Source organism: Chroococcidiopsis sp. [FACHB-1243], from assembly GCF_014696895.1.
Classification (GTDB): Bacteria; Cyanobacteriota; Cyanobacteriia; order Cyanobacteriales; family Chroococcidiopsidaceae; genus Chroococcidiopsis.
Map to the genome: position 1 here is coordinate 68,210 of NZ_JACJQX010000024.1, position 19,473 is coordinate 87,682.

Annotated in this window: 29 protein-coding genes; 15 read left to right on the top strand and 14 right to left on the bottom strand. The window is 43.0% G+C overall.

The features are described 5' to 3' along the window. Positions 1-40: 40 nt before the first annotated feature. The 9 genes from H6G17_RS18595 to H6G17_RS18630 form a co-directional block, all read right to left on the bottom strand. Positions 41-715: a VWA domain-containing protein gene (locus tag H6G17_RS18595; RefSeq protein ID WP_181245383.1), complete on the bottom strand. Its 675-nt coding sequence runs from the start codon at positions 713-715 to the stop codon at positions 41-43. Positions 716-952: 237 nt separating this feature from the next. Further along, positions 953-1,828 carry an SWIM zinc finger family protein gene (locus tag H6G17_RS18600; RefSeq protein ID WP_192159635.1) on the bottom strand — a complete coding sequence of 292 codons (876 nt, stop codon included), beginning with the start codon at positions 1,826-1,828 and terminating at the stop codon, positions 953-955. A gap of 21 nt (positions 1,829-1,849) precedes the next feature. After that, positions 1,850-5,092, bottom strand: a complete 3,243-nt coding sequence (locus tag H6G17_RS18605) for a DEAD/DEAH box helicase (RefSeq protein ID WP_192159636.1) — start codon at positions 5,090-5,092, stop codon at positions 1,850-1,852. Between the two features lie 304 nt (positions 5,093-5,396). Then, positions 5,397-5,588, bottom strand: a complete 192-nt coding sequence (locus H6G17_RS32735) for a DUF3368 domain-containing protein (RefSeq protein ID WP_199316832.1) — start codon at positions 5,586-5,588, stop codon at positions 5,397-5,399. Between the two features lie 36 nt (positions 5,589-5,624). Further along, positions 5,625-5,864 (bottom strand): hypothetical protein, encoded by a 240-nt coding sequence (locus tag H6G17_RS32740; RefSeq protein ID WP_199316833.1) that lies wholly within the window; start codon positions 5,862-5,864, stop codon positions 5,625-5,627. Continuing rightward, the gene (locus tag H6G17_RS18615) at positions 5,864-6,145 is read right to left on the bottom strand and encodes a UPF0175 family protein (RefSeq protein ID WP_192159638.1); all 282 of its coding nucleotides are present in this window, start codon (positions 6,143-6,145) and stop codon (positions 5,864-5,866) included. The genes H6G17_RS32740 and H6G17_RS18615 overlap by 1 nt, the downstream gene beginning before the upstream one ends. A 142-nt stretch (positions 6,146-6,287) precedes the next feature. After that, positions 6,288-6,662, bottom strand: coding sequence for a PIN domain-containing protein (locus tag H6G17_RS18620; RefSeq protein WP_192159640.1), 375 nt, complete (start codon positions 6,660-6,662; stop codon positions 6,288-6,290). Between the two features lie 10 nt (positions 6,663-6,672). Beyond that, positions 6,673-6,879 carry a hypothetical protein gene (locus H6G17_RS18625; protein WP_192159642.1) on the bottom strand — a complete coding sequence of 69 codons (207 nt, stop codon included), beginning with the start codon at positions 6,877-6,879 and terminating at the stop codon, positions 6,673-6,675. Positions 6,880-7,031: 152 nt separating this feature from the next. Beyond that, positions 7,032-7,196 carry a hypothetical protein gene (locus tag H6G17_RS18630; protein ID WP_192159644.1) on the bottom strand — a complete coding sequence of 55 codons (165 nt, stop codon included), beginning with the start codon at positions 7,194-7,196 and terminating at the stop codon, positions 7,032-7,034. 312 nt (positions 7,197-7,508) lie between these two features. On the opposite strand from H6G17_RS18630, the gene H6G17_RS18635 reads away from it, so the two are divergent. The 5 genes from H6G17_RS18635 (at position 7,509) to H6G17_RS32745 (ending at position 9,518) form a co-directional block, all read left to right on the top strand. Next, on the top strand, positions 7,509-7,772 hold the full coding sequence (locus H6G17_RS18635) for a hypothetical protein (RefSeq protein ID WP_192159646.1): 264 nt from the start codon (positions 7,509-7,511) through the stop codon (positions 7,770-7,772). Between the two features lie 180 nt (positions 7,773-7,952). Then, positions 7,953-8,216: a hypothetical protein gene (locus H6G17_RS18640; protein WP_199316834.1), complete on the top strand. Its 264-nt coding sequence runs from the start codon at positions 7,953-7,955 to the stop codon at positions 8,214-8,216. Beyond that, positions 8,213-8,638 carry a type II toxin-antitoxin system VapC family toxin gene (locus H6G17_RS18645; RefSeq protein WP_199316835.1) on the top strand — a complete coding sequence of 142 codons (426 nt, stop codon included), beginning with the start codon at positions 8,213-8,215 and terminating at the stop codon, positions 8,636-8,638. Before H6G17_RS18640 ends, H6G17_RS18645 begins: the two co-directional genes overlap by 4 nt. A 36-nt stretch (positions 8,639-8,674) precedes the next feature. Further along, on the top strand, positions 8,675-8,983 hold the full coding sequence (locus tag H6G17_RS18650; protein ID WP_192159650.1) for a hypothetical protein: 309 nt from the start codon (positions 8,675-8,677) through the stop codon (positions 8,981-8,983). A 43-nt stretch (positions 8,984-9,026) separates the two neighbouring features. Further along, positions 9,027-9,518, top strand: coding sequence for a BrnT family toxin (locus tag H6G17_RS32745; RefSeq protein WP_199316836.1), 492 nt, complete (start codon positions 9,027-9,029; stop codon positions 9,516-9,518). A gap of 19 nt (positions 9,519-9,537) precedes the next feature. On the opposite strand, the gene H6G17_RS18665 is transcribed toward H6G17_RS32745, so the two are convergent. Further along, the gene (locus tag H6G17_RS18665; protein ID WP_192159654.1) at positions 9,538-9,684 is read right to left on the bottom strand and encodes a hypothetical protein; all 147 of its coding nucleotides are present in this window, start codon (positions 9,682-9,684) and stop codon (positions 9,538-9,540) included. Between the two features lie 16 nt (positions 9,685-9,700). On the opposite strand from H6G17_RS18665, the gene H6G17_RS18670 reads away from it, so the two are divergent. Both H6G17_RS18670 and H6G17_RS18675 read left to right on the top strand, forming a co-directional pair. Beyond that, positions 9,701-9,991, top strand: a complete 291-nt coding sequence (locus tag H6G17_RS18670; RefSeq protein ID WP_106545024.1) for a nucleotidyltransferase family protein — start codon at positions 9,701-9,703, stop codon at positions 9,989-9,991. Then, the gene (locus H6G17_RS18675) at positions 9,988-10,332 is read left to right on the top strand and encodes a DUF86 domain-containing protein (RefSeq protein ID WP_192159656.1); all 345 of its coding nucleotides are present in this window, start codon (positions 9,988-9,990) and stop codon (positions 10,330-10,332) included. Before H6G17_RS18670 ends, H6G17_RS18675 begins: the two co-directional genes overlap by 4 nt. On the opposite strand, the gene H6G17_RS18680 is transcribed toward H6G17_RS18675, so the two are convergent. Further along, complete coding sequence (locus H6G17_RS18680) at positions 10,282-10,452, bottom strand: hypothetical protein (protein ID WP_192159657.1); 171 nt, start codon at positions 10,450-10,452, stop codon at positions 10,282-10,284. The two genes, H6G17_RS18675 and H6G17_RS18680, sit on opposite strands and share 51 nt — an antisense overlap. A 254-nt stretch (positions 10,453-10,706) precedes the next feature. Between H6G17_RS18680 and H6G17_RS18685 the strand changes: the two genes are divergently transcribed. The 3 genes from H6G17_RS18685 (at position 10,707) to H6G17_RS18695 (ending at position 12,867) form a co-directional block, all read left to right on the top strand. Continuing rightward, positions 10,707-11,258 carry a type IV pilin-like G/H family protein gene (locus H6G17_RS18685; protein ID WP_192159659.1) on the top strand — a complete coding sequence of 184 codons (552 nt, stop codon included), beginning with the start codon at positions 10,707-10,709 and terminating at the stop codon, positions 11,256-11,258. A gap of 274 nt (positions 11,259-11,532) precedes the next feature. Further along, complete coding sequence (locus tag H6G17_RS18690) at positions 11,533-12,003, top strand: type IV pilin-like G/H family protein (protein WP_192159661.1); 471 nt, start codon at positions 11,533-11,535, stop codon at positions 12,001-12,003. A gap of 66 nt (positions 12,004-12,069) precedes the next feature. Then, a complete protein-coding gene (locus tag H6G17_RS18695; protein ID WP_192159663.1) occupies positions 12,070-12,867 on the top strand; it encodes a hypothetical protein in 798 nt (265 codons plus the stop codon). Between the two features lie 39 nt (positions 12,868-12,906). Here the strand turns inward: H6G17_RS18695 and H6G17_RS18700 are convergent, their stop codons facing one another. Beyond that, complete coding sequence (locus H6G17_RS18700) at positions 12,907-13,296, bottom strand: tetratricopeptide repeat protein (protein ID WP_192159665.1); 390 nt, start codon at positions 13,294-13,296, stop codon at positions 12,907-12,909. A gap of 254 nt (positions 13,297-13,550) precedes the next feature. Here H6G17_RS18700 and H6G17_RS34185 point away from each other — a divergent pair, with 254 nt between their 5' ends. The 5 genes from H6G17_RS34185 (at position 13,551) to H6G17_RS18720 (ending at position 15,628) form a co-directional block, all read left to right on the top strand. Continuing rightward, positions 13,551-13,679, top strand: coding sequence for a hypothetical protein (locus H6G17_RS34185; protein WP_277876033.1), 129 nt, complete (start codon positions 13,551-13,553; stop codon positions 13,677-13,679). A 57-nt stretch (positions 13,680-13,736) separates the two neighbouring features. Next, on the top strand, positions 13,737-14,006 hold the full coding sequence (locus H6G17_RS18705; protein WP_192159667.1) for a type II toxin-antitoxin system ParD family antitoxin: 270 nt from the start codon (positions 13,737-13,739) through the stop codon (positions 14,004-14,006). After that, positions 14,006-14,335: a type II toxin-antitoxin system RelE/ParE family toxin gene (locus H6G17_RS18710; protein WP_192159669.1), complete on the top strand. Its 330-nt coding sequence runs from the start codon at positions 14,006-14,008 to the stop codon at positions 14,333-14,335. The genes H6G17_RS18705 and H6G17_RS18710 overlap by 1 nt, the downstream gene beginning before the upstream one ends. Before the next feature lie 172 nt (positions 14,336-14,507). Further along, entirely contained in the window at positions 14,508-15,083 is a 576-nt protein-coding gene (locus H6G17_RS18715; RefSeq protein ID WP_192159670.1) for a Uma2 family endonuclease, read from the top strand. A gap of 326 nt (positions 15,084-15,409) precedes the next feature. Beyond that, on the top strand, positions 15,410-15,628 hold the full coding sequence (locus H6G17_RS18720; protein ID WP_015154334.1) for a DUF4327 family protein: 219 nt from the start codon (positions 15,410-15,412) through the stop codon (positions 15,626-15,628). Between the two features lie 265 nt (positions 15,629-15,893). On the opposite strand, the gene H6G17_RS18725 is transcribed toward H6G17_RS18720, so the two are convergent. Both H6G17_RS18725 and H6G17_RS18730 read right to left on the bottom strand, forming a co-directional pair. Further along, positions 15,894-17,117 (bottom strand): protein kinase, encoded by a 1,224-nt coding sequence (locus H6G17_RS18725; protein ID WP_192159671.1) that lies wholly within the window; start codon positions 17,115-17,117, stop codon positions 15,894-15,896. Between the two features lie 4 nt (positions 17,118-17,121). Beyond that, positions 17,122-19,176: a serine/threonine phosphatase gene (locus tag H6G17_RS18730; RefSeq protein ID WP_192159672.1), complete on the bottom strand. Its 2,055-nt coding sequence runs from the start codon at positions 19,174-19,176 to the stop codon at positions 17,122-17,124. Positions 19,177-19,473: the final 297 nt, after the last annotated feature.

Below are 19,473 nucleotides of genomic sequence, written 5' to 3' on the forward strand. Positions count from 1 at the left end.
GTCTCTACAGATAAACATGTAATGTCTCTACAGATAAGAATTAAACTACGCCCCAGCCAGGTGGCGGGAGAGCAACTTGATCTTCTGGTTTGGATTGAGAAACCCGCTGCATACTTGCCGATAGCCAGATAAACAGCTCTTTGAAGTTTAATCCTTGTAACTTTAAGGGGCTGCGGACGACAATTTGACTCAAGCGCGTCATGTTGGCTGATTCTACCCCTACAGCAAAGAAAGCAACTCGCTTACCTGCCTCATCGTCGCGAATCCGCTGGGTGGCTTGGTCGATGATGCTGTCTGGTTCTCCTTGCGGTTCGCCATCCGTGATCAAAAACACCCAAGGACGATAGTAATTCACGCCATTACTACGATATTGACCTTTACGGGCTTCGATCATATCTAGCCCTTGGAGAATTGCCCCACCCATGTGAGTTAAACCTTGAGCTGATAGGCTAGGCGGTTCAAATATGTCAGCAGTGACGAAATCCTGTGCTACTTTCACGTCACTACCAAACGTGACGATCGCCACTTCAACCCGCTTGCGCGCCAAGTTATCTTGGTTGAGTTCCTCTTTGAAAGTGCGTAAACCCTCATTGAGAGCGTCAATAGCTACTCCCTGCATGGAGCCAGAAGTATCTAACAGTAGGACGCACGGACAGCGCGGTTCTGGGTTTTCGGCAAATTCCACCGCATCTTCAAGTTTCAAAGCTTCAGCCATAGTTGAGTGAGAAAATAAACAACATTAAGATTTAAGACCTTAGTTTATTAAACGACGCGATCGCCATATATTCCACCCATTGTCAGTTATTAGGGAGCAGGGAGCAGGCAGTAGAGAGCAGGGAAAAGACTGTCGTGTCTTGGGATGCGGGGAAAGAAGTTGGAAGTTGGAATTAACTGTGAATTGTGTATCCTCCTTGTCTCCCTTGTCCCCCTTGTCTCCCTCACTCCTAGCCCATCATCCACTACTCATCGCTGCGATCGCAGCTTGTTGGCTGGCTTGTTGGTAAAGGTTAGTTAAGTATTTTTGTACTATTCCAGACGCAGTGGCATCACCTCGATCTGCTTCATCAGTCTCTAATTCTGCCACGGGAATTTCTCCTAAGACATCTAAAATCGTTTCGCCGCTGAGTGACGGTGCTATGACCACTAACGATGGGTCGAGTGATTCATTGTATTGCCAAAATGAGGGAGTCGGTAGGGGCGGGTTTGGAAACTCGCCCGTACGGGAGTCGGGAGTCGGGAAATTTTGACTTTTAACTTTTGACTTTTGACTTTTGACTTTTGACTTTTCTTCTTGACTCCTAAATTCCCTTAAGGAAGTAAGAACTTCATCCTTAGTGCGTCCCCGTAGTTGGAACAAGACAAACGGATCTTCGCTGAAGCGATCGCCGAGTTGATAATAGACTGCGGCAACGTGTTTGCAAGGGTTAGCTTTATCGGGACAAGAACAGTGACTTTTAACTTCTGACAGGGTAAAAGGAAACAACGATAAACCATTAGTAGTAAAAACTTCTTCTATATTTTGCGGCATTTCTCCTGCTAGTAATTTGGCTGCATAAACTGCTTTTTGGGACATGGTTTCTATAACATATCCCCACTGTTCGTCATCAAATTTTTCTAAAGATAGTGAAACTTTGTACGGTTCTGGGTCTGTACCTTGCACCCGTGCTAATACTTGAGAGCCTTCAAATTTGATATTTAAAATGTTTCCTTGTCGTGCATAGTTGCGACCGCGTTCTAACCGCTTTTTAAACCGATAGGAATCTAATAGATCTAACCAGCGTTGCGACCACCACTCTCGACTAGCTTGAAAACTCTGGTTTGTAGTCATTGTATCTTCCTACAGTTATTGTTAATCCTCATTCTCTTCAATTACCGCATTGCGTTCCAACACTAATAATTGACGTAAAGAGTCTGTATCTAAGTCAGTCAACCAATTTTCACCTGCGCCTACCACTTGCTCTGCTAAGGCTTTTTTGCTTTCAATCATGTCGTTAATTTTCTCTTCCAACGTCCCCGTACAAACAAATTTGTGGACTTGAACGTTACGAGTTTGCCCGATCCGAAATACCCGATCTGTGGCTTGGTTTTCTACGGCTGGATTCCACCAGCGGTCGAAGTGAAATACATGATTTGCCCGCGTTAAATTTAATCCCGTTCCCCCAGCTTTGAGAGACAAAATCATCACGGGTGGTCCTTGTGGATCGTACTGAAAGCGATCGATCATTTCCTCTCTTTGTTTCTTGGAAGTACTACCATAGAGGAAAAAGATTTCTTTTCCCAATTTTTGTTCCAAATGCGGTTTTAATAATTTGCCCCATTCCGCAAATTGAGTGAAAATTAAAGCGCGATCGCCTTCTGAAATTGCTTCTTCTAACATCTCTTGTAATCGAATCAATTTACCCGATCGCTGTGGTTCTTTCAGCATTGTTTCTTTCAAAAACTGCCCTGGATGATTGCACAGTTGTTTCAATTTTACTAACAAAGCTAAAATCATCCCTCGGCGTTGAATTCCTTCAGCAGCATCAATTTCAGCTAAGGATGTTTCAACTAATTGTTCGTACAGTTTTGCCTGTTCGGGAGATAAACCACAAAATTCAGTCATTTCCTGCTTTTCTGGCAAGTCTTGAATAATACTGCGATCGCTCTTTAATCGTCGCAAAATAAAAGGTTGAACTAGCGATCGCAATGTTTTTAAAGAAGCTGCATCGCCATATTTCTCAATTGGAATTGCAAATCGTCTTTGAAAGAATTGCTTTTGTCCTAAATAACCAGGATTGATAAAATCTAGAATTGACCACAATTCTTGCAATCTATTTTCTACTGGCGTACCCGTCAAAGCAAAGCGAAATTGGGCTTCTAACTGACGCACTGCTTGAGATTGCTTGGCTTCAGAATTTTTGATATTCTGTGCTTCATCTAAAACAATTCCTTGCCAAGAAACACTTTGATGAGTTTTTAAATCACGCTGGATCAAAGCATAACTAGTAATAACTAAATCCTTACCTGCGACAGTTTGCTCAAATGTCTTACCTTTTGGTCTTTTATCCCCGTGATACATCAATACTTTTAACTGCGGGGCAAATTTTCTCACCTCCCGTTCCCAGTTTCCCAATACAGAAGTAGGACAAACTAACAAAGTTGGTTTTTCTAATGCTTTTTGTTGCTTGAGATTGAGCAGAAAAGCGATGAACTGGATCGTTTTTCCCAGTCCCATATCGTCCGCCAGACACGCACCTAAGCCCCAACGTTCGAGGAAACTCAACCACCCCGCACCCCGTGCTTGATAGGGGCGCAATTCGCCGCGAAAGCCCTCTGGTGTGCCTAAAGGTGCGATCGCTTGGTTATCCGTTAGCGCTGTCATTAACTCTTGCAAAGCCCCTGATGCTTCAAAACTGACGACAGGAAGCTTTTCAATCGTCTGGGTGTCGCCCGTACTCAATCGCAGAGCATCTTCTAGACTTAAATTCAAGTTATCTTTTCGCGCCGTAAAGAAAGCTTGGGCTGTTTTGATATCTTGGGAACGCAATTCCACCCACTCGCCATTAATTTCGACTAGGGGACTGTTTAACTTCACCAAGCGATCGAATTCTGCTTTTGATAAAGTTTGTCCGCCGATCGCCAATTCCCATTTAAAATTCAGTAGGCTTTGCAATCCCAGGCGATCGCTTTTCTTCGGAGTTGTGGCACTAATTTTTAATCCTAAACGATTTGCCCAACCCTCGCGCTCTAAACTGGAGGGTAAAATCACACCTAAACCGCTATCCTCAAATCGCCATACGACTGATTTAATAAATTCGTATGCTTGTAGGGGATTGAGGCTGCAAGATTGAGGAAATGGTTGTTCTAAACTTGGTGCAATTAGAGAATAAAGTCTTGAAGCTAATCCCAAACCCCTTAGTAAAGTTTCCTGCGGTTGCGAGATCGTGCGATGGTCGCGATATTCTAAGTTAGCGACTGGATGCTGCCAAATTGTAGCTGCATCAACAATAAATTCAGGCGTGTCTACTGCTTGTAGATAGTAACTTAGAGTCCAATTATTCTTACCTTCATTTGGAGGAGATAACTGAAAACAAGTCCGAAATAAACTTCGCCCTTCTAATTGATATTGAATTGGTGCAGTCCAAGCTTTGACAATTGCTTCTAAGCGTTCTAATTGTGCTAGATCTACTATTATTTTTGCATCAACAGCAGCCAAACTTTGTAACCATTCTTTCAGAGGTGAAGGTACAGCAGGGAAAGAATTATTTTGCACATTTTGCTGCGCGATCGCTCTAACCTGTACGTCAATTGTATCGTTGAGAAATTCTAAGATTAATTCTTGTGGCGGCGATGGAAATTTGATTTGTAGGGGCGCACAGCCGTGCGCTCCTACAATTGTTGTATTCTGATAAAAATAACAAACCACAGGCATTACTTTCGCAAACTTTGCCAACCGTGAGGAATCGATCGCACTGTCGAGAAGCGATCGCCAACGAGCCATAACATTGTTGTTAGAATCGTGATTTTGTTGGCTCAAAGTAGGAATGAATTTGCCTCGACTGAGTAAATCTAAACTCCATCGCGCTACTTGCGACCAAAAACGTAAATCGCCCCCCATCCATGAATTTTCTAGGCGATCGACGGCTAAAGGTAGTGATGTTAAAAAGGCGATCGCCTCTTGTGGTTTTAGGTAAAAACCTTCAACTTGCCACGGATAGAAAAATTGAGATTTTGTAGTTTCTCGTTCGTCGTTTTCTTCCGTTATAGGAGCAGAATACAATGGACGGATCGAGATTTTTTTTGGTTTCTGAGTCTCTATGCTTGGTAAGGCAAGAGTTTGGTTTAAAATTGGGAGGTCGATCGGTGACGGTTCGCTATTTTTCTGCGATCGCGCCTGCTTTTGCTCTGATAAAGATAAAGATTTAGGAATAGAAATATCTGAGCCACGCCACCATTCTAATAGTTCGTGAGCTGTCATTGCTAAAGGGTGAACGGGAACGTCTGTAGCTGAATTTATCTCGATATCTCCTACTAAAGAACGCCAAATTTCACCCCAAACAAATAGATAGCTTTGCTGGTCTTTTTGAATCCAATTACAGTGTAAAATTGCCATATGTTCGACGAGTCAATATGCACCAAGCTGATGAGTTGTATTTTAGGCTGAATAGCTGAATAACTTATTCTAGAAGAAATGTAATTATTTTTGTCGTGACGCGATCGCAGAAACCTGATGGGGCATTATCATAGCTTAGCGGAGTTCTCGGACTCCTGCACTCATCCACTCTACCAAAGGGCGATCGCATCCTGACGCTACCAAAGGGCGATCGCATTTCCACTTCACCAACAGGGGATCGCGCCACTGCAAAACTACTATCCTTTAGTTAAACTCATAGGAATTATAGTTGCTCGTCCTTTTGCTACTGCTGCAAAAGAGACTGAATCAATTTTGGTGAAACTCGAAATGTGGTTTGTTGCAACCGCTCAATAGCAGTAGAGAAATGAATTCTTCTTTTCTCTGCCGCAGAACCAAGAATACCCAGCAAACCAACAATCTCTAGCTCGAACTGGGTTGCTATGCGTCTTGCTGCCAAATCATCTAATAAAATCAAATCTGCTTTCAGTTGAAGAGCTAAGGTAATGGCTTCCTACTCTCCCAAATCTAACTGATTCAAGGCTACATCAATTTCACCTGTAATCGCTTGCACCTCCAGAATGGCTGGAGGCTGTGCTATCCACTCCCGAACAACTAGAGGTGCAGCTGGTGCTAATAACTCATCGCGTACTCTTGGAGGAATAATTACTCGATTAAACAACTGCGGTAAAACTTCAATTTCTTCAATCAGTAGTAAATAGCACAGAGGCGAGGTATCCGAAACAACAATCATTACCGGTTTAGCTGCCCCTCTTGCTCTAGCCTCCGCATGGTATAAATATCTTGTTCAAAGTCAGCCTCATCGTAGTGCAGGTATACACCCTTTTCTTTGAGAAACGCATCAACCTCTAAACGAGTAGACATACCCAGCAATTCTCGCACTTTTCCAGCACTAATAGAGCCTTCTTGATAAGCCGCGATCGCCAGCATTTCTAGTAATTTCTGTTCTAAATTGCCCCATTTTGTTTCTAAAGAATGGGCGACATCATCCGGTAAAGCAATTTGAATTTGCATAAGTTTCTAGTGTGATGATTGTTTCAATATTGTATTGCGTTAGCTAGGAAACCGCATTGCTCTCATACATTTCACAAGCGATCGCACCCCAACTTTACCAACAGGCGGATCGCCAGCTACAACTTACTCACTAAACGACTATTTAGAGGTTTTCAACCTGTTGAAAATGGGCATCGCGTGTAACCAGTGTCAAACTATGCTGAAGCGCAAGTGCTGCAATCCAGATATCATTTTCAGGTAACGGTCTGCCTTTAAGACGCAACTTATTCTTAACTTTTCCGTAGTAACGAGCGGTTTGTGTATTACATCTAAGTACAGTAGTATTGGCTACCAACTCATCAATACGTGCTAAGTTTTCGTTTGAGCGGCTCGATCGTCTTGCACCATAATACAGCTCACCAATGGCAATACTCGAAATAAAGACTTCATTTGCTCGTGCAAGATTGCTTTTGACTGCTGCTTCATCTGCAAAAAGCGCAATAATGATATTAGTATCCAGCAGGTATTTACCACTCACTGGTGTCAACCTACTCGCAGCCTTGTTCAATTGCTTCGCGCATCAACTGAATATCGTCTGTTGGTATTGTGTCTGCAAAACGCAGTAATTGTTGACCTGGAACACCTTGAATTTTTGAGCCTACCAAAGCGCGCGCATATTCAAGTACTTGCTGCTGTAAATTCTCAGGCATATCTTTCAGTTGCTCGACCACGCGATCGAGGATAGATGTATGCATCTTGCTCTCCTATCTAACACCCTAAGCATATTCTAATGAGTTAGGTTTCAAGCGATCGCATCCCGACTCTACTAAAGGGCGATCGCATTTCTACTCTACTAAAGGGCGATCGCATTCCTATACCAACAGGCTCACACCTTTGCTACAAACTGTCACTCCCGCGACCGCACCGTGTTCTGTTCGTACCAACATTGGCATTTTTGTGCCAATTCTGTAGATCTCTCGCTAATTTCCCTCAATTTTTCTTCTCCTTCTTGCACTAATTCTAAAATTTCTAGTAACTCTCGTTCTTTATCAGAGGTTATTTTTTGTGTCATGACCAATTTTCCAAACGAGTTTTAATTCTATCAACGACTATTTTAGCTTCTAAAACTCTGCCTAAGATTTCAGATAGCATTTCTCCAGCTTCTTGGATTTGAAGTTCTGCTACTGCCTCAGATGCTACTATTACTTCGCTATAATCTATGCACCTTCTGGATATTTCTATAAATACTAGATAATTACTGAGACTGGCATAAATTTAAATGAGAAGAGAATTGTTAGGGTAGTTGTTCAGCTTAAGTCTAGCAATTTGCAATCCTGCTGTTACTGCTTGCTCAGTTTGGTTTATTTCTTGATGTAATTGCTCAATGAGAGCGGCGATTCTTGGAGGAACGGGCATTCATCTGTTATTAGATCGAATAGACAAATCATATCACCGTAGTGTTATTCCAAGCCAAAAGCGACTTTTGCCGCTCGATCGAGCTATCTGTCCAAGCGATCGCATCCCAACTCTACCCAAAGGGCGATCGCATTTCTACTTCACCAAAGGGCGATCGCATTTCTACTTTACCAATAGGCGATCGCATTTCTACTTCAGCAAAGGGCGATCGCAGACTTCAGCTTTTCTTTAAGTTCGGGTAGATTTTCTATCGCTGACATAGGTAAATCTCTGTCACGATGGGAGTCAAGAGGCAATTTTTACAAATAGAACAAAAGGAGAATTGCTCTTTTTTGTAGAATAGGAATGTGATTTAGAGAAATCAAGCGTGCAATATCAGGTGTTTGTCCAGAATCCAGCCGAACGAAAATTTGTGGCATCAGTGATAGGAATGCCTACGGTGAGCGCGGAAGGAGTCACGGAGGAAGAAGCGATCGCTAAAGCAAAAGCTACTTTAGAATCCCAACTTGCTACGGGAAAGTTTGTCACTATTAAGCTTGACTTAGCCACTGAACCCGATCGGACGGCTTTTGCAATGCAGTATGCTGGAATTTTTGCTGACGATCCTAGCTTTGAGGATTGGATAGAAAAACTAGCACTCATCCGCAAACAGGCAAATGCTGCGACAGATGAGTGATACCTCTATACGTTTTAGACACCGACCACCTTAGTCTCTATGGGCGCAATCATCCCCTGGTTATCGCTCAATTGCAGGCAAAGGCAAATCAAGGGCAGATCGCAACGACTGCAATTAACGTCGAAGAGCAGTTGCGGGGGCGTTTGGCACAGGTTGCAGAAGCAAGAGATGGAGTAGTATTGTCAAATGCATATCAGCGATTGGTAGAAACGGTAATGCTGCTGTCTGAATTTCAAGTACTTCAGTATGATGCAAATTCCCATACGATTTATCAATCGCTTAAGGCTCAACGAATTCGAGTAGGAACACAGGACTTACGCATTGCCTCGATTGTTATAGCTCACGACGGAATTCTCCTGACCAGAAATTTGCAAGACTTTCAGAAGGTTCCCAACCTCATGATTCAAGATTGGTCTATCTAGCTGATTTTCCCTAGATTGCTCCATACTTCTGTTTATATGGCACGATCGCATCGTCACTTCTCCAACAAGTGCAATTGCATCCCAACTTTACCAACAGGCGATCGCATTTCTACTTTACTCAAGGGCGATCGCATCCCAACTTTACCAACAGGCGATCGCATCCCAACTCTACCCAAAGGCGATCGCATCCCAACTTTACCAACAGGCGATCGCATCCCGACTCTACTCACAGGCGATCGCGTTTATAACTTTACCAATAGGTGCGATCGCATTTCTACTTTTACCACAAGATGTAATTTGTTTTTTACAATAGCGTTGTCTGACATAATTAGTCTTGAGTGTTAGCTCGGGTTTAACACGAAATGGTGTTGAGGAATTCAGTTTTTAGATGATTGAGGGCTTTGAGTGGGATGAAAACAAGGCGCAGCAGAATTTAGTTAAGCATGATATCTCGTTTGTAGAAGCCACTACAGTATTTCTCGACTCACTTTCGATCGCGATTGACGATCCCAACCATTCGCAGAGCGAACAAAGATATATAATTATCGGCTCTTCCAACCGAGGACGGCTGTTGGTTGTCGTATTCCTCGATCGGGGGACAATATTCGTATCATCAGCGCCCGACGAGCTACACGTTATGAACGCAGAACCTACGAAAAAAGTACCTAAACCTTCTCAAGATGAAAAGACTAACTCAGATTTAGATCTACGTGATGAGTACGATTTTCGGGGTGGAGTGCGAGGCAAGTATACACCTCGGTTGGCAAGAGACATCCAACGAAATATGGTTCCAGAACATGCGCGAGAAACATGGGATGCAGAGCAAGCCGTTTATGGAGAACTCATCTCTAGACCTGAGAGCAAGTCAGAAGAAGACTGAGTTACGGGACCAAGCATCGTTATTCTTTTGCCAGCGATCGCATCCCGACTCTACCAACAGGCGATCGCATTTCTACTTGACCAACAGGCGATCGCGTATTTGCATGGTTGATTTTGCCACAAATATTCCCTGTTGCTTTAAAGTCGAGATAATAATACAAGAGCATTAGAGATAGTTAAGCCATGAGTGTTCATGAACTGTTGCAAGAAAGGCGGAAAGACATTCTCCGCATTGCTGCCCAGCACGGTGCGTCTCATGTACGAATTTTTGGCTCGGTAGCCCGTGGGGAAACCAGACCAGATAGCGATGTGGATTTTCTAGTAGAACTAGAGCCGAGTCGTAGTCTTTTGGATCGCATAGCACTTATCCAAGATTTAGAAGATCTTTTAGGAATAAAGGTAGATGTGGCGACCGAGCAAGGACTACGGCAATGTTTACGCGATCGCATTCTCAACGAGGCATTACTTTTGTGAAAGACGATCGATCTTACTTGACAGACATTGCTGAGCGTATCCAGCGCATAGAGCTTTATACTCAGGGTGGAAGGGATGTTTTTTTACAGTCTCTCATCATTCAAGATGCAGTGAGTCGCAATTTTGAGTTGATTGGAGAGGGGATTAAGCGGGTTTCTCAAGATTTGAAGCAGAGATATCCAGAAGTTCCCTGGCGGCGGATTGCTGGGTTTCGAGATGTATTGATTCACGACTATCTAGGCATAGATATTCGCGAAGTTTGGAATGTGGTAGAGCGTAATTTACCAGATCTAAAGCAGCAGATTTCGCTGATTTTGCCGGAGTTGGACGAGGAACTGTAACCGCGATCGCATTCCGACTTTACCAAAGGGCGATCGCATCCCGACTCTACCAAAGGGCGATCGCATTTTTACTTTACTCAAGGGCGATCGCATCCTCACTTCACTAAAGGGCGATTTCACTCCATACTCTATATATTGTGCGAGAGTCTATCGCCCTCCTTTTTAAGGGGGGTTGGGGGGATCGACTACGTAATATTCACAAAATCTACAACAAACTTATATTAAAACAATATGAAGTTTTCACCTTATCCGCTCAAACTATGTGTAGGTACTGAATTTTGCAACTAGGTGACATGATCCGATTTAGGGGTGGGTAAGTTACTTGTAACAAGGCAATAAGCCACGCACTTCACCCCCTAAAGGAAACTAGAATCATGAAATCCGAACTCAAAGTTAAACTACTACAACACCTAACTAAGAAAAATCAAAAGCAGAATGCAGGTTTCACCCTGATTGAATTACTGGTAGTTGTCATCATCATTGGTATTCTGTCAGCAATTGCACTGCCTTCTTTCCTCAACCAAGCTGCTAAAGCCAAAGAAGCTGAAGCTAAGACCTATGCTGGTTCTGTAAACCGCGCTCAACAAGCTTATCGGCTAGAAAATACAGCATTCGCTAGTAACATTACCCAGTTAGGTATTGGTATTCAAAACAGTGCTAATTATGCTTACACTATGGATACAGGTACTGCAACTACAGGGCGCTTTCTAGCTACACCAGCAACTGGTGATTTGAAAGCGTTTAGCGGTTGCGTATCTGCTAACCCAGGCAACTCAACCACTAGCTCAAGTATTGAAGTAGCTAATGCGGGTGGTACAGCGGCTGCAACTCCTCCCACCTGCCCATCTGCTAGCGGTACTGGTACTACTGGCGGTACTGGTACTACTGGCGGTACTGGTACTACTGGCGGTACTGGCACTCCTTAATCGTCCAACTAGTCAATTGATACATACATTGACTTAATACTTAAATACTAGGCAAAATTGCGTTTGCCTAGTATTGCTAATAAATTAGCTGGCATTTTTAATAATCCACAAATTTTATTATTTTACTAAAAACTTTAAACTCGGCAATAATTATATCTGCTGTAGAATTTTATATAACAGGCTACGATATGTTTTCATACATTATCATCACTAAATAATTGAGTTTTGACGATCGTTTGCTCGAAATAATAATAAAACTCGAAAACGAGAATTTATGAAGAAACGATTACCAGTAAAATTTTTAAAAACTCTACTCAGCATAAACCAAAATTCAGGTTTTACCTTAATTGAAATACTCGTTACTATTATCATTATAGGTATTCTCTCAGCTGTTGCATGGCCCTCATTCATCAATCAGTCAAATAAAGCAAAAGAATCTGAAGCCAAAATTTATGTTGGTACTGTAAATCGCGCTCAACAAGCTTATCGACTAGAAAATTCATCATTTGCTAGTAGTATTTCGCAACTTAGCATTAGTATTCATAACACGGCAAGCTATACATATAATATCGACGGTGCAAGTGCAACTAGGGCACGCTTTACAGCTACACCAGCAACTATCGATCTAAAAGCATTCAGCGGTTGCGTAAGCGCAAACCCAGGAGATTCAGTTACTGGTGCAATCTTCCTTGCAACTCCTACATCTGGCACATCGAACGCTTCTGCTCCTACTTGTCCGTCGTAACTTACACAAAGATATATAGCTATGTAAAATAGTTATAGCTCTATTATTTTATTTCAGTCACTACAAATGCTGTCTGCTCGTTATAAAAACAACCAAGTATTAGTAACGTCTATTATAGCTGTCACATGTGTAGTAGGAATTGCATTTCTACAGCAAGTTCAAATTGCTAAGCTAAAATCTACAAGTCAAACAAAATCATTACAAGCTTTGAAGCAGGAAGCTGAGATTGACAAGAAGCATCTCAATCTAATGCAGCAGCTTCCCTCTTTTGGCTTTAAAAATTTAGTCGCAGATTTTACTTTTCTTAAGTTCTTACAATACTTTGGAGATGAATCAACTCGCAACAAAATAGGTTATGGTCTTAGCCCAGAATATTTTCAAGTCATTATCGAACGCGATCCATTCTTTTTAGAAGCTTATCGTTTCCTTTCTAGCAGTACGACTTTATACGCAGGAATGCCAGAGCGAACGATAGCTTTGATCGACCAAGGCTTAAAACATATTTCTCCACAAGTCCCATCTAAATCTTATTACGTTTGGCGTTATAAAGGAACTGACGAATTACTCTTTTTAGGCAATTCTCAAGCTGCCAAAGATTCCTATGAAACAGCAGCAGAATGGGCAAGCTTTTATTCGGATATTGAAAGTAAAAATGTGGCGAGTTTGTCTCGCCAATCAGCTCACTTTTTAGCAACTAATCCTAAAAGCAAATTAGCTCAAGCTAGTGCTTGGATATTGATTTTAGACAATGCATTTGATGAGCTGACACGTAAGTCAGCGATCGCTCGTATTCAAGCTTTAGGAGGAAAAATATCTATTACGCCTGAAGGTGCAGTAAACATTCAACTCCCTCAACAAGATTGAATCAAAGATAAAATTATTAATAAATAATTTAAAATTTAATTAGCGATCGCTCTTTTTGTCCTGCTGTGTTAACTGAGCTAATAAATTTTTATACTCCTGGTTGCTAGAATTCAGTTCAATTAGCTTTTCTAAAGGTTGAATTGCAGTTTTAGGATTTTGCATTTGTATCCTTGCCTCTACCAATCCTTTGAGTGCTACTTGGTTGTCTGGTTCTTGCTTCAAAACTATTTTATACTCTTTTGCTTGTAAATTTAGTTGAGAATTCCGCAATCGCTTCGATGACTTTACATCTACGCTTGCTGTTTGAGAAGTTTCTTGAGATTGATTCATCGCAGTAACAATAGCTTGTATTCCGCCAACTAAAATAGAACCACCAAATGAGGCGATCGATATAATTGCAGCTATTCGTTCAATTTTTTTTCTAGACATATAGAACATTAAGAAAGAGATAGCTCTAAATTACCCACTTCTCATGTAAGAGCGATCGCCTCCATTACTATTAATTACAAAGTATTTGCACTTAAGTAGATTTAGCACCCTGACATAGCTATTTAACGCTACCTCTTGGGGTTACTCAAGCGCAATTTTACGGAAAGAACTCATCTATTTACCAATTAACAAAGTCATAATTCAGTAAATCTACGGGAAAAGACTTCGATACTTAATACTTGTTTAAGAAAAAGATGCATTCTACAGAGAACGTGCGATCGCACTCTGCTACAACAGTGGCTTCTTATCAACTCGCGTTTGCAGTTCAATGTAGCAAGTTGCTTAAAGAGTACTTAATGGCGATCGTGCCTAAAAATATGTAGTGACAAGAAATGGCAAGAATTGTCAAAATATAGAGAGAAGTTAATTAGGGGAATCTTGTGAAAAGCATCAATATCTCATTACCTGATGCTATGCGAGCCTATGTTGAAGAACAAGTGGCAAACGGTAGCTATAGTACAATTAGCGAGTATTTTCGCGAATTAGTGCGCCAAGATCGAGAGCGTAAAGCCCAAGAGCGTTTGGAAGCTTTATTATTGGAGGGTCTAGCCTCTGGTCAAGAAACTCCGATTACTGCTCAAGATTGGCAAGACATTCGCCAAACCGTGCGTGAGAGAATTACTAAGCGCCAAAGTTCAAGCGAAGATTGATGAGTGAAGTCAACAAACGACCCCAAGTCATCCGCGATTTAATAGAGCTAGCTACATACATCGCAGAAGATAACTTAGATGTATCAGATCGCTTTCTAGCAGCAGCAGAAGCAACCTTCAATCAACTTGCTAAAATGCCTCAGATAGGAAAACTTTGTCAATTTTCCAATCCTATTCTGGCTGGTATTCGGCAGCAGGGTATAAAAGGATTTAAAAAATATCTTGTTTTCTATCGTCCTAGTGACTCAGGAATCGAAATTCTTCGAGTCATTCATAGTGCCAGAGATATTGAAGCAATTTTGGACGATGATATGAGAGAAAATAATTGAGGTGAGGTTTTATCAGTTTGCCCTTGTAGCTAAATATAGCAAGTTTCATAAAAAGAATTGCGATCGCATATAAAAAGAATACGCGATCGCAACCGAACAAAACTATAATTCTGCGATCGCCAGTCGATGATACATTTGAATTAAAAGAATTGCCTGTAGATTTAACACAGCAATGAACAGTAGCCTGACAATCAATTCATTAAAACTCTCGGATGCAGAGTTCGATCGCATCGTCCGAGCTAATCCAGAGTGGAATTTTGAGCAAACAGCAGCAGGAGATTTAATTGTTGTGCCACCCACAGGAGGAACATCTAGCCGCAAGAATCGCAGTATAACTGGACAATTAGATACATGGGTAGAAGCAAACTTGAATTTGGGAGAAGGATTTGATTCCAACGTCTTGTTCGTGCTGCCAAACGGTGCAAAACGTTCTCCTGATGCCTCTTGGGTAGAAAGACGGCGCTGGGAGGCTTTGAGCCAACAACAGCAAGATGGTTACGTTCCCCTATGTCCTGACTTTGTCGTCGAGTTGCGCTCCCCCACCGATGCTCTGGAAGATCTGCAAATTAAAATGCAGGAATATATGGATAATGGTGCGCGTTTGGGTTGGTTAATTAATCCTCAAGAACGTCAAGTTGAAATCTACCGTCCGGGACAACCAGTAGAAGTTTTGCTAGCTCCTTTAACTTTATCTGGTGAAGATGTGCTGCCCGGTTTCGGGTTAAATTTACAGCGAATTTTCATCTAAGTTTGGGGCGATCGCTTACTACTAATTAACCGTACTGCATCAAAGAGCAGCAATTATTGTTATCATATTTTACATAGCTAAGAAGAACCGATCGCTTTTAGCGTCCAATTTCACTTCCCTGCATTCCAGTTACTCATCTGGCACAGTAGTAATTCCCGAACCAATAACAATTGTCAAGGTACTTGCCAAATCATTTGTGGTAGAGTACAAGAGTAGAGAATTGCTTCTGCGCCGAAGAAAAACTCCACGCATCGGTGTTGATCAAAATTCGGAAGCGTTTCAAGTTAGGTATTTAGCAAACTCAATCGAAAATCTAAGTAAAACTTATGGCTCAGCCTGTTATTCACCCAATGGTGAAGTTCCAGCACCAGATCCGTTCGCTCGTAGAATCCAAAATTGTCAGACCAACAGATAGCATCTGGAAAATTGCCCTCGTATTTGGTAATGAATGGTCTTATTGGAAGCAAGAATTAACGGATTTCGGCTTTTCCATGCAAGATCCCGTCAGCGAACTGCTATCGGTAGAAGCTTGGGACGAAGAATAAATTCTGTCCGCATTAAATTTGCCCTCAGACGATTAGGTCTGAGGCGCATACAAACAAAGCCTACCTGCGTAGGCTACCTTACTATCCAGTCTGCGCCAACGGATTTTATTTGTGTAGACATAAATTCCAGAATTAACGCTCAATACTTTTTGGTTAAGGCAAGATCCCCCTAACCCCCTTAAAAAGGGGGGAACTTAAAGCCCTCGATTTGGCGGGAGTTGGGGAATCTCCAGGATCTTTGCATCACTAACCGAGATATATTGAATTAACACTCGCTCAGTGCTATTGCCAGTTCTTTAGCCGTGGCATAGCGATCGCTAGGTTTAGTCTCCGTCACCCTTGTAATGACTGCCTGCAATTCGGGAGTGACAGTTGGGATGCCATCCAACTGAAATTGATAACCCTTACTACTAGAACGATAAAATTTATACGGCGCTTCGCCTGTTAACAAAAAAATTAAAGTAGGTCCGATCGCGTAAAGGTCAGACTGAATTAATGGATGTCCGCGTTCTTGTTCGGGAGCGCAATATCCCTCAGCACCAATCCGCGTCACAAAAGCAGTTCCACCAGTTTTCACCGCACCAAAATCTAGCACCACAATCCGATGATCGAGCGATCGCAACATCAAATTAGCGGGTTTAATATCGCGGTGAATTAGCGGTGGCTCTTGCCTGTGAATGTAGTCTAAAATTTCACACGCTTGCAGCATCCAATCAATCGCTTTTGCTGAGGTGACAGGACCGTATTTATAAATTATCTGTTCTAAATTTTGACCATGAATCAGTTCCATCGCCAAGTATTTCTTCCCATCTTCGACAAAAAAATCGTAATACTTGGGAATTCCTACATGGTTTAGATGCTTCAAGGCATTAGCTTCCCGCTCAAAGAGTTCTTGAGCCTTGGCAACTTTGGCAATTTCAGCATTCATTTCCTTTAGAACGAGCAATTGGGGCTGAGACTCGCGAGTTGAATTGTTCCCCAGATGCTTTTTCTGACTGGGATTCCAAGCAAGATATGTCGTTCCCATTCCTCCCTGTCCCAAGATGCGTAGCACTTGATACTGGTGAATCGTCTGCTGTACTGAAAGTGGCTGACCGCAGTGAATGCAGAATAGGTTTTGTGGCGCATTACCGCTATGGGTGCAAATCTTCTTCCCTGCTCCCGTACTGACGGGTTGAAATTGAAACCTGAGAGTAGGACCACCTTTTGCTAGTTGAATTATCGACCCATCGACGATCGCGCTTTGGGAGACTAATACGCCATCCAGAAAAGTCCCGTTCGTCCCCTGATTGATCAGCTGCCAAACATGACTCGATGAATCTTCTCCATTTTGCCGCTGGAGCAGTAAATGATGGCGGGAAACTAGGGGATCTGCCAAAACTACATCGTTATCGGGGGCGCGACCAATACGGACGATTGACGCATCCTCGAATTGCCATTGTTGCAGGGGTTTGGATTGTTCTGGATGTAGCAGATATAGCGTGACCACACGATTAATGCTCCAACTTCGGGCGCACTTTCAACCGTACTAAGACAACAGTAATATTGTCATGCCCGTTGTACTGATTAGCTAATTCAATCAATTCGGTGACACCTCGTTCTAAGCTAGCGCCCGTGTTAAGTAGGGGTTCGATGTGGGTTTCCCAATGTTGCTCTAGTAAGCCATTATCCGAAACTCCATCCGATACTAATATCAACAGAGTGTCTTCATTCAATTCCACAAAGCTGACATCAGGATTGACATAATTTTCGTCCCTTGGACCCAATGCTTGCGTCAGCTGGTAGGCATCAGGACGAGCATAGGCGACCGCTGGTTCCACGCCCCGCAGAATCTCTCGCTGTCCCACTTCGTGATCCAAGGTGACTTGCTCTAATCCGCGCTTGCGGCTAAAGCTATAGAGACGGCTATCACCAACGTGAGCTACAGTCATTTGATTGTTACGGACGAGAACGAGTACCAAAGTCGTTCCCATCCGTCCGACACCCGAACGGGCATCCTGCTGGTTGAGGTCAAAAATTCCTTGATTGGCAATGCGGATTGCCTCGCGGATGGAAGCTTCATTGGGTAAAGGTTGGTACGGTTGCCAATTGGCGTGAAAGTATTCTTGTAGCTTCTTCACTGCTAACGCACTAGCTACCTCACCACCAGCGTGTCCGCCCATACCATCGCAAAGAATATAAATACCTTGTGCCTCAATCGTGCGATCGCTAGGAAACACGTATTTATCGACTTTGGTGATGATCCCAAAACAATCCTCGTTATGATGCCTTTGACGACCGACATCAGTGTTACCCGCATCCTCAATGCTAACCAAATGCATTGGCAGCACTAGAGTCGGTAACTCCTCGCTTTTCATAAAATTCTCTTGAGATTCGTTCATTTGAATAACAGTTGGTGCAGCAGAGTTATTTAAAGTTACTCCAACTTTTCCTCGATCGGCAGCTGCCTCCTGTGTATTCAATACTGAAGGAGAATAAGGTGCGTCGATCGCCTCTAATTGTAATTCACTGCTCGTAGCTTGCAGGCGCGATTGTAGCTCATCTGTTGTCTGGATGTCACCCGCAGTTAAATCCAACAGCAACTCTACCAAGGAACCAAATTTAGTGCGTTGAGACTCTTGAAATAACTGCTGCCAAATCTGTCCCAAATTTTGCAAGGTTAAATTTTCTTGAGGTGGATCGGGATACAAGCGTTGCAATCCAAGACTCCCAGTCGCATCCACGCGCAAGTTAGATAGCTCCAATAGACTTTGGCGACAATGCCAAGGCTCCAGTTCGTGCCACAGCCGTACCATATCCTCAAACCACTGCATAATCTGCATTGGAGTCGTGCTGGGTTCGTGCCACATCTGCATCAGGTCTTGCCAATCAGAGCGATCGGCAATCAGGATCACTTGCTGGTTTCCCTGCTGCCAAGCATCGTGGATTTTAGGTAGCTTTTGACGATATTTTTCCCCAAATTTAGAGTTGAGGGCAATATAGGTTTTGGCGATCGCGGGAATTGATTGTGCCACCATCACGTTTGCGCCTGCTTCTAGGGGCGATAGTTGAAATGGCTGGCAGTCGAGGACTCTCACTTGCGCCTCTATGCGATCGCTTGGATTCAAAGGCATTTCCAACGGATCGAGTAACTGATAGCGCTGCTGTAGATCTAAATAAGCTCCTGCTGGTAAAGCAGAAGTGGTGAGTGGTGAGTGGTGAGTGGTGAGTGAGAGAGCCAAGGGAGCAGGCGGTGCAGTTCCCTCTGATTTCTGCTGAGATATACTGCTGGGTAGCGATTCTACAATTTTTGGTTCTCCTGCTACGTCCAGCACTTCTACGACTCCTGAGTTGTTGACAGGTGAACATTCCTGCGTCTCTACAACTCCCATGACGATCGCCCACCACACTGTCCCCGTTTGAGCGCCGCAGTTGTGGCACAATTTTGCATTTAAAGCCACCTGAGTTCCGCACTCAGGACAAAACTTGAAGGTCAGGGGAGTACCACAACCTTGACAAAACTTGTTGGTATTGGCATTTTCGCTCTGACACTGGGGGCAAATCAGCATCTTTAACTTCCTTGTCTTCCCATTTTAGGAGCAGTTTTAACCCCGATGACGGCAGAAAACTGGCTACCCATCCAAGTCGTCACAAGTCACTTTTCCCTACTCAGGAATAGTTCGAGCTATAGATAATAGCAGGATATACCCAAGTAGAGCTACGAGGCTTAAAAAATCAATACTTTGTTCAGCTTAGCAGTTATCAGCTAGCAGTAAGAGCGTGAAGAGTGGTAATGGGTAATTGGTAGTTGGTAGTTGCTCCCCTACACCTGCACGCAAAGCACACAAAGCTCCCTTGTCTCCCTC

What these genes read in the sequence shown, in the direction of transcription:
- H6G17_RS18630 (WP_192159644.1), bottom strand. Translation starts at nt 7,196, where the DNA reads ATGACACAAAAAATAACCTCTGATAAAGAACGAGAGTTACTAGAAATT.
- H6G17_RS32745 (WP_199316836.1), top strand. Translation starts at nt 9,027, where the DNA reads ATGATTGAGGGCTTTGAGTGGGATGAAAACAAGGCGCAGCAGAATTTA.
- H6G17_RS18665 (WP_192159654.1), bottom strand. Translation starts at nt 9,684, where the DNA reads ATGCTCTTGTATTATTATCTCGACTTTAAAGCAACAGGGAATATTTGT.
- H6G17_RS18625 (WP_192159642.1), bottom strand. Translation starts at nt 6,879, where the DNA reads ATGCATACATCTATCCTCGATCGCGTGGTCGAGCAACTGAAAGATATG.
- H6G17_RS18715 (WP_192159670.1), top strand. Translation starts at nt 14,508, where the DNA reads ATGAACAGTAGCCTGACAATCAATTCATTAAAACTCTCGGATGCAGAG.
- H6G17_RS18635 (WP_192159646.1), top strand. Translation starts at nt 7,509, where the DNA reads ATGAGAGCGGCGATTCTTGGAGGAACGGGCATTCATCTGTTATTAGAT.
- H6G17_RS18685 (WP_192159659.1), top strand. Translation starts at nt 10,707, where the DNA reads ATGAAATCCGAACTCAAAGTTAAACTACTACAACACCTAACTAAGAAA.
- H6G17_RS18700 (WP_192159665.1), bottom strand. Translation starts at nt 13,296, where the DNA reads ATGTCTAGAAAAAAAATTGAACGAATAGCTGCAATTATATCGATCGCC.
- H6G17_RS18730 (WP_192159672.1), bottom strand. Translation starts at nt 19,176, where the DNA reads ATGCTGATTTGCCCCCAGTGTCAGAGCGAAAATGCCAATACCAACAAG.
- H6G17_RS18720 (WP_015154334.1), top strand. Translation starts at nt 15,410, where the DNA reads ATGGCTCAGCCTGTTATTCACCCAATGGTGAAGTTCCAGCACCAGATC.
- H6G17_RS34185 (WP_277876033.1), top strand. Translation starts at nt 13,551, where the DNA reads ATGCATTCTACAGAGAACGTGCGATCGCACTCTGCTACAACAGTGGCT.
- H6G17_RS18605 (WP_192159636.1), bottom strand. Translation starts at nt 5,092, where the DNA reads ATGGCAATTTTACACTGTAATTGGATTCAAAAAGACCAGCAAAGCTAT.
- H6G17_RS18595 (WP_181245383.1), bottom strand. Translation starts at nt 715, where the DNA reads ATGGCTGAAGCTTTGAAACTTGAAGATGCGGTGGAATTTGCCGAAAAC.
- H6G17_RS32740 (WP_199316833.1), bottom strand. Translation starts at nt 5,864, where the DNA reads ATGATTGTTGTTTCGGATACCTCGCCTCTGTGCTATTTACTACTGATT.
- H6G17_RS18690 (WP_192159661.1), top strand. Translation starts at nt 11,533, where the DNA reads ATGAAGAAACGATTACCAGTAAAATTTTTAAAAACTCTACTCAGCATA.
- H6G17_RS18695 (WP_192159663.1), top strand. Translation starts at nt 12,070, where the DNA reads ATGCTGTCTGCTCGTTATAAAAACAACCAAGTATTAGTAACGTCTATT.
- H6G17_RS18615 (WP_192159638.1), bottom strand. Translation starts at nt 6,145, where the DNA reads ATGCAAATTCAAATTGCTTTACCGGATGATGTCGCCCATTCTTTAGAA.
- H6G17_RS18650 (WP_192159650.1), top strand. Translation starts at nt 8,675, where the DNA reads ATGGCACGATCGCATCGTCACTTCTCCAACAAGTGCAATTGCATCCCA.
- H6G17_RS18670 (WP_106545024.1), top strand. Translation starts at nt 9,701, where the DNA reads ATGAGTGTTCATGAACTGTTGCAAGAAAGGCGGAAAGACATTCTCCGC.
- H6G17_RS18600 (WP_192159635.1), bottom strand. Translation starts at nt 1,828, where the DNA reads ATGACTACAAACCAGAGTTTTCAAGCTAGTCGAGAGTGGTGGTCGCAA.
- H6G17_RS18710 (WP_192159669.1), top strand. Translation starts at nt 14,006, where the DNA reads ATGAGTGAAGTCAACAAACGACCCCAAGTCATCCGCGATTTAATAGAG.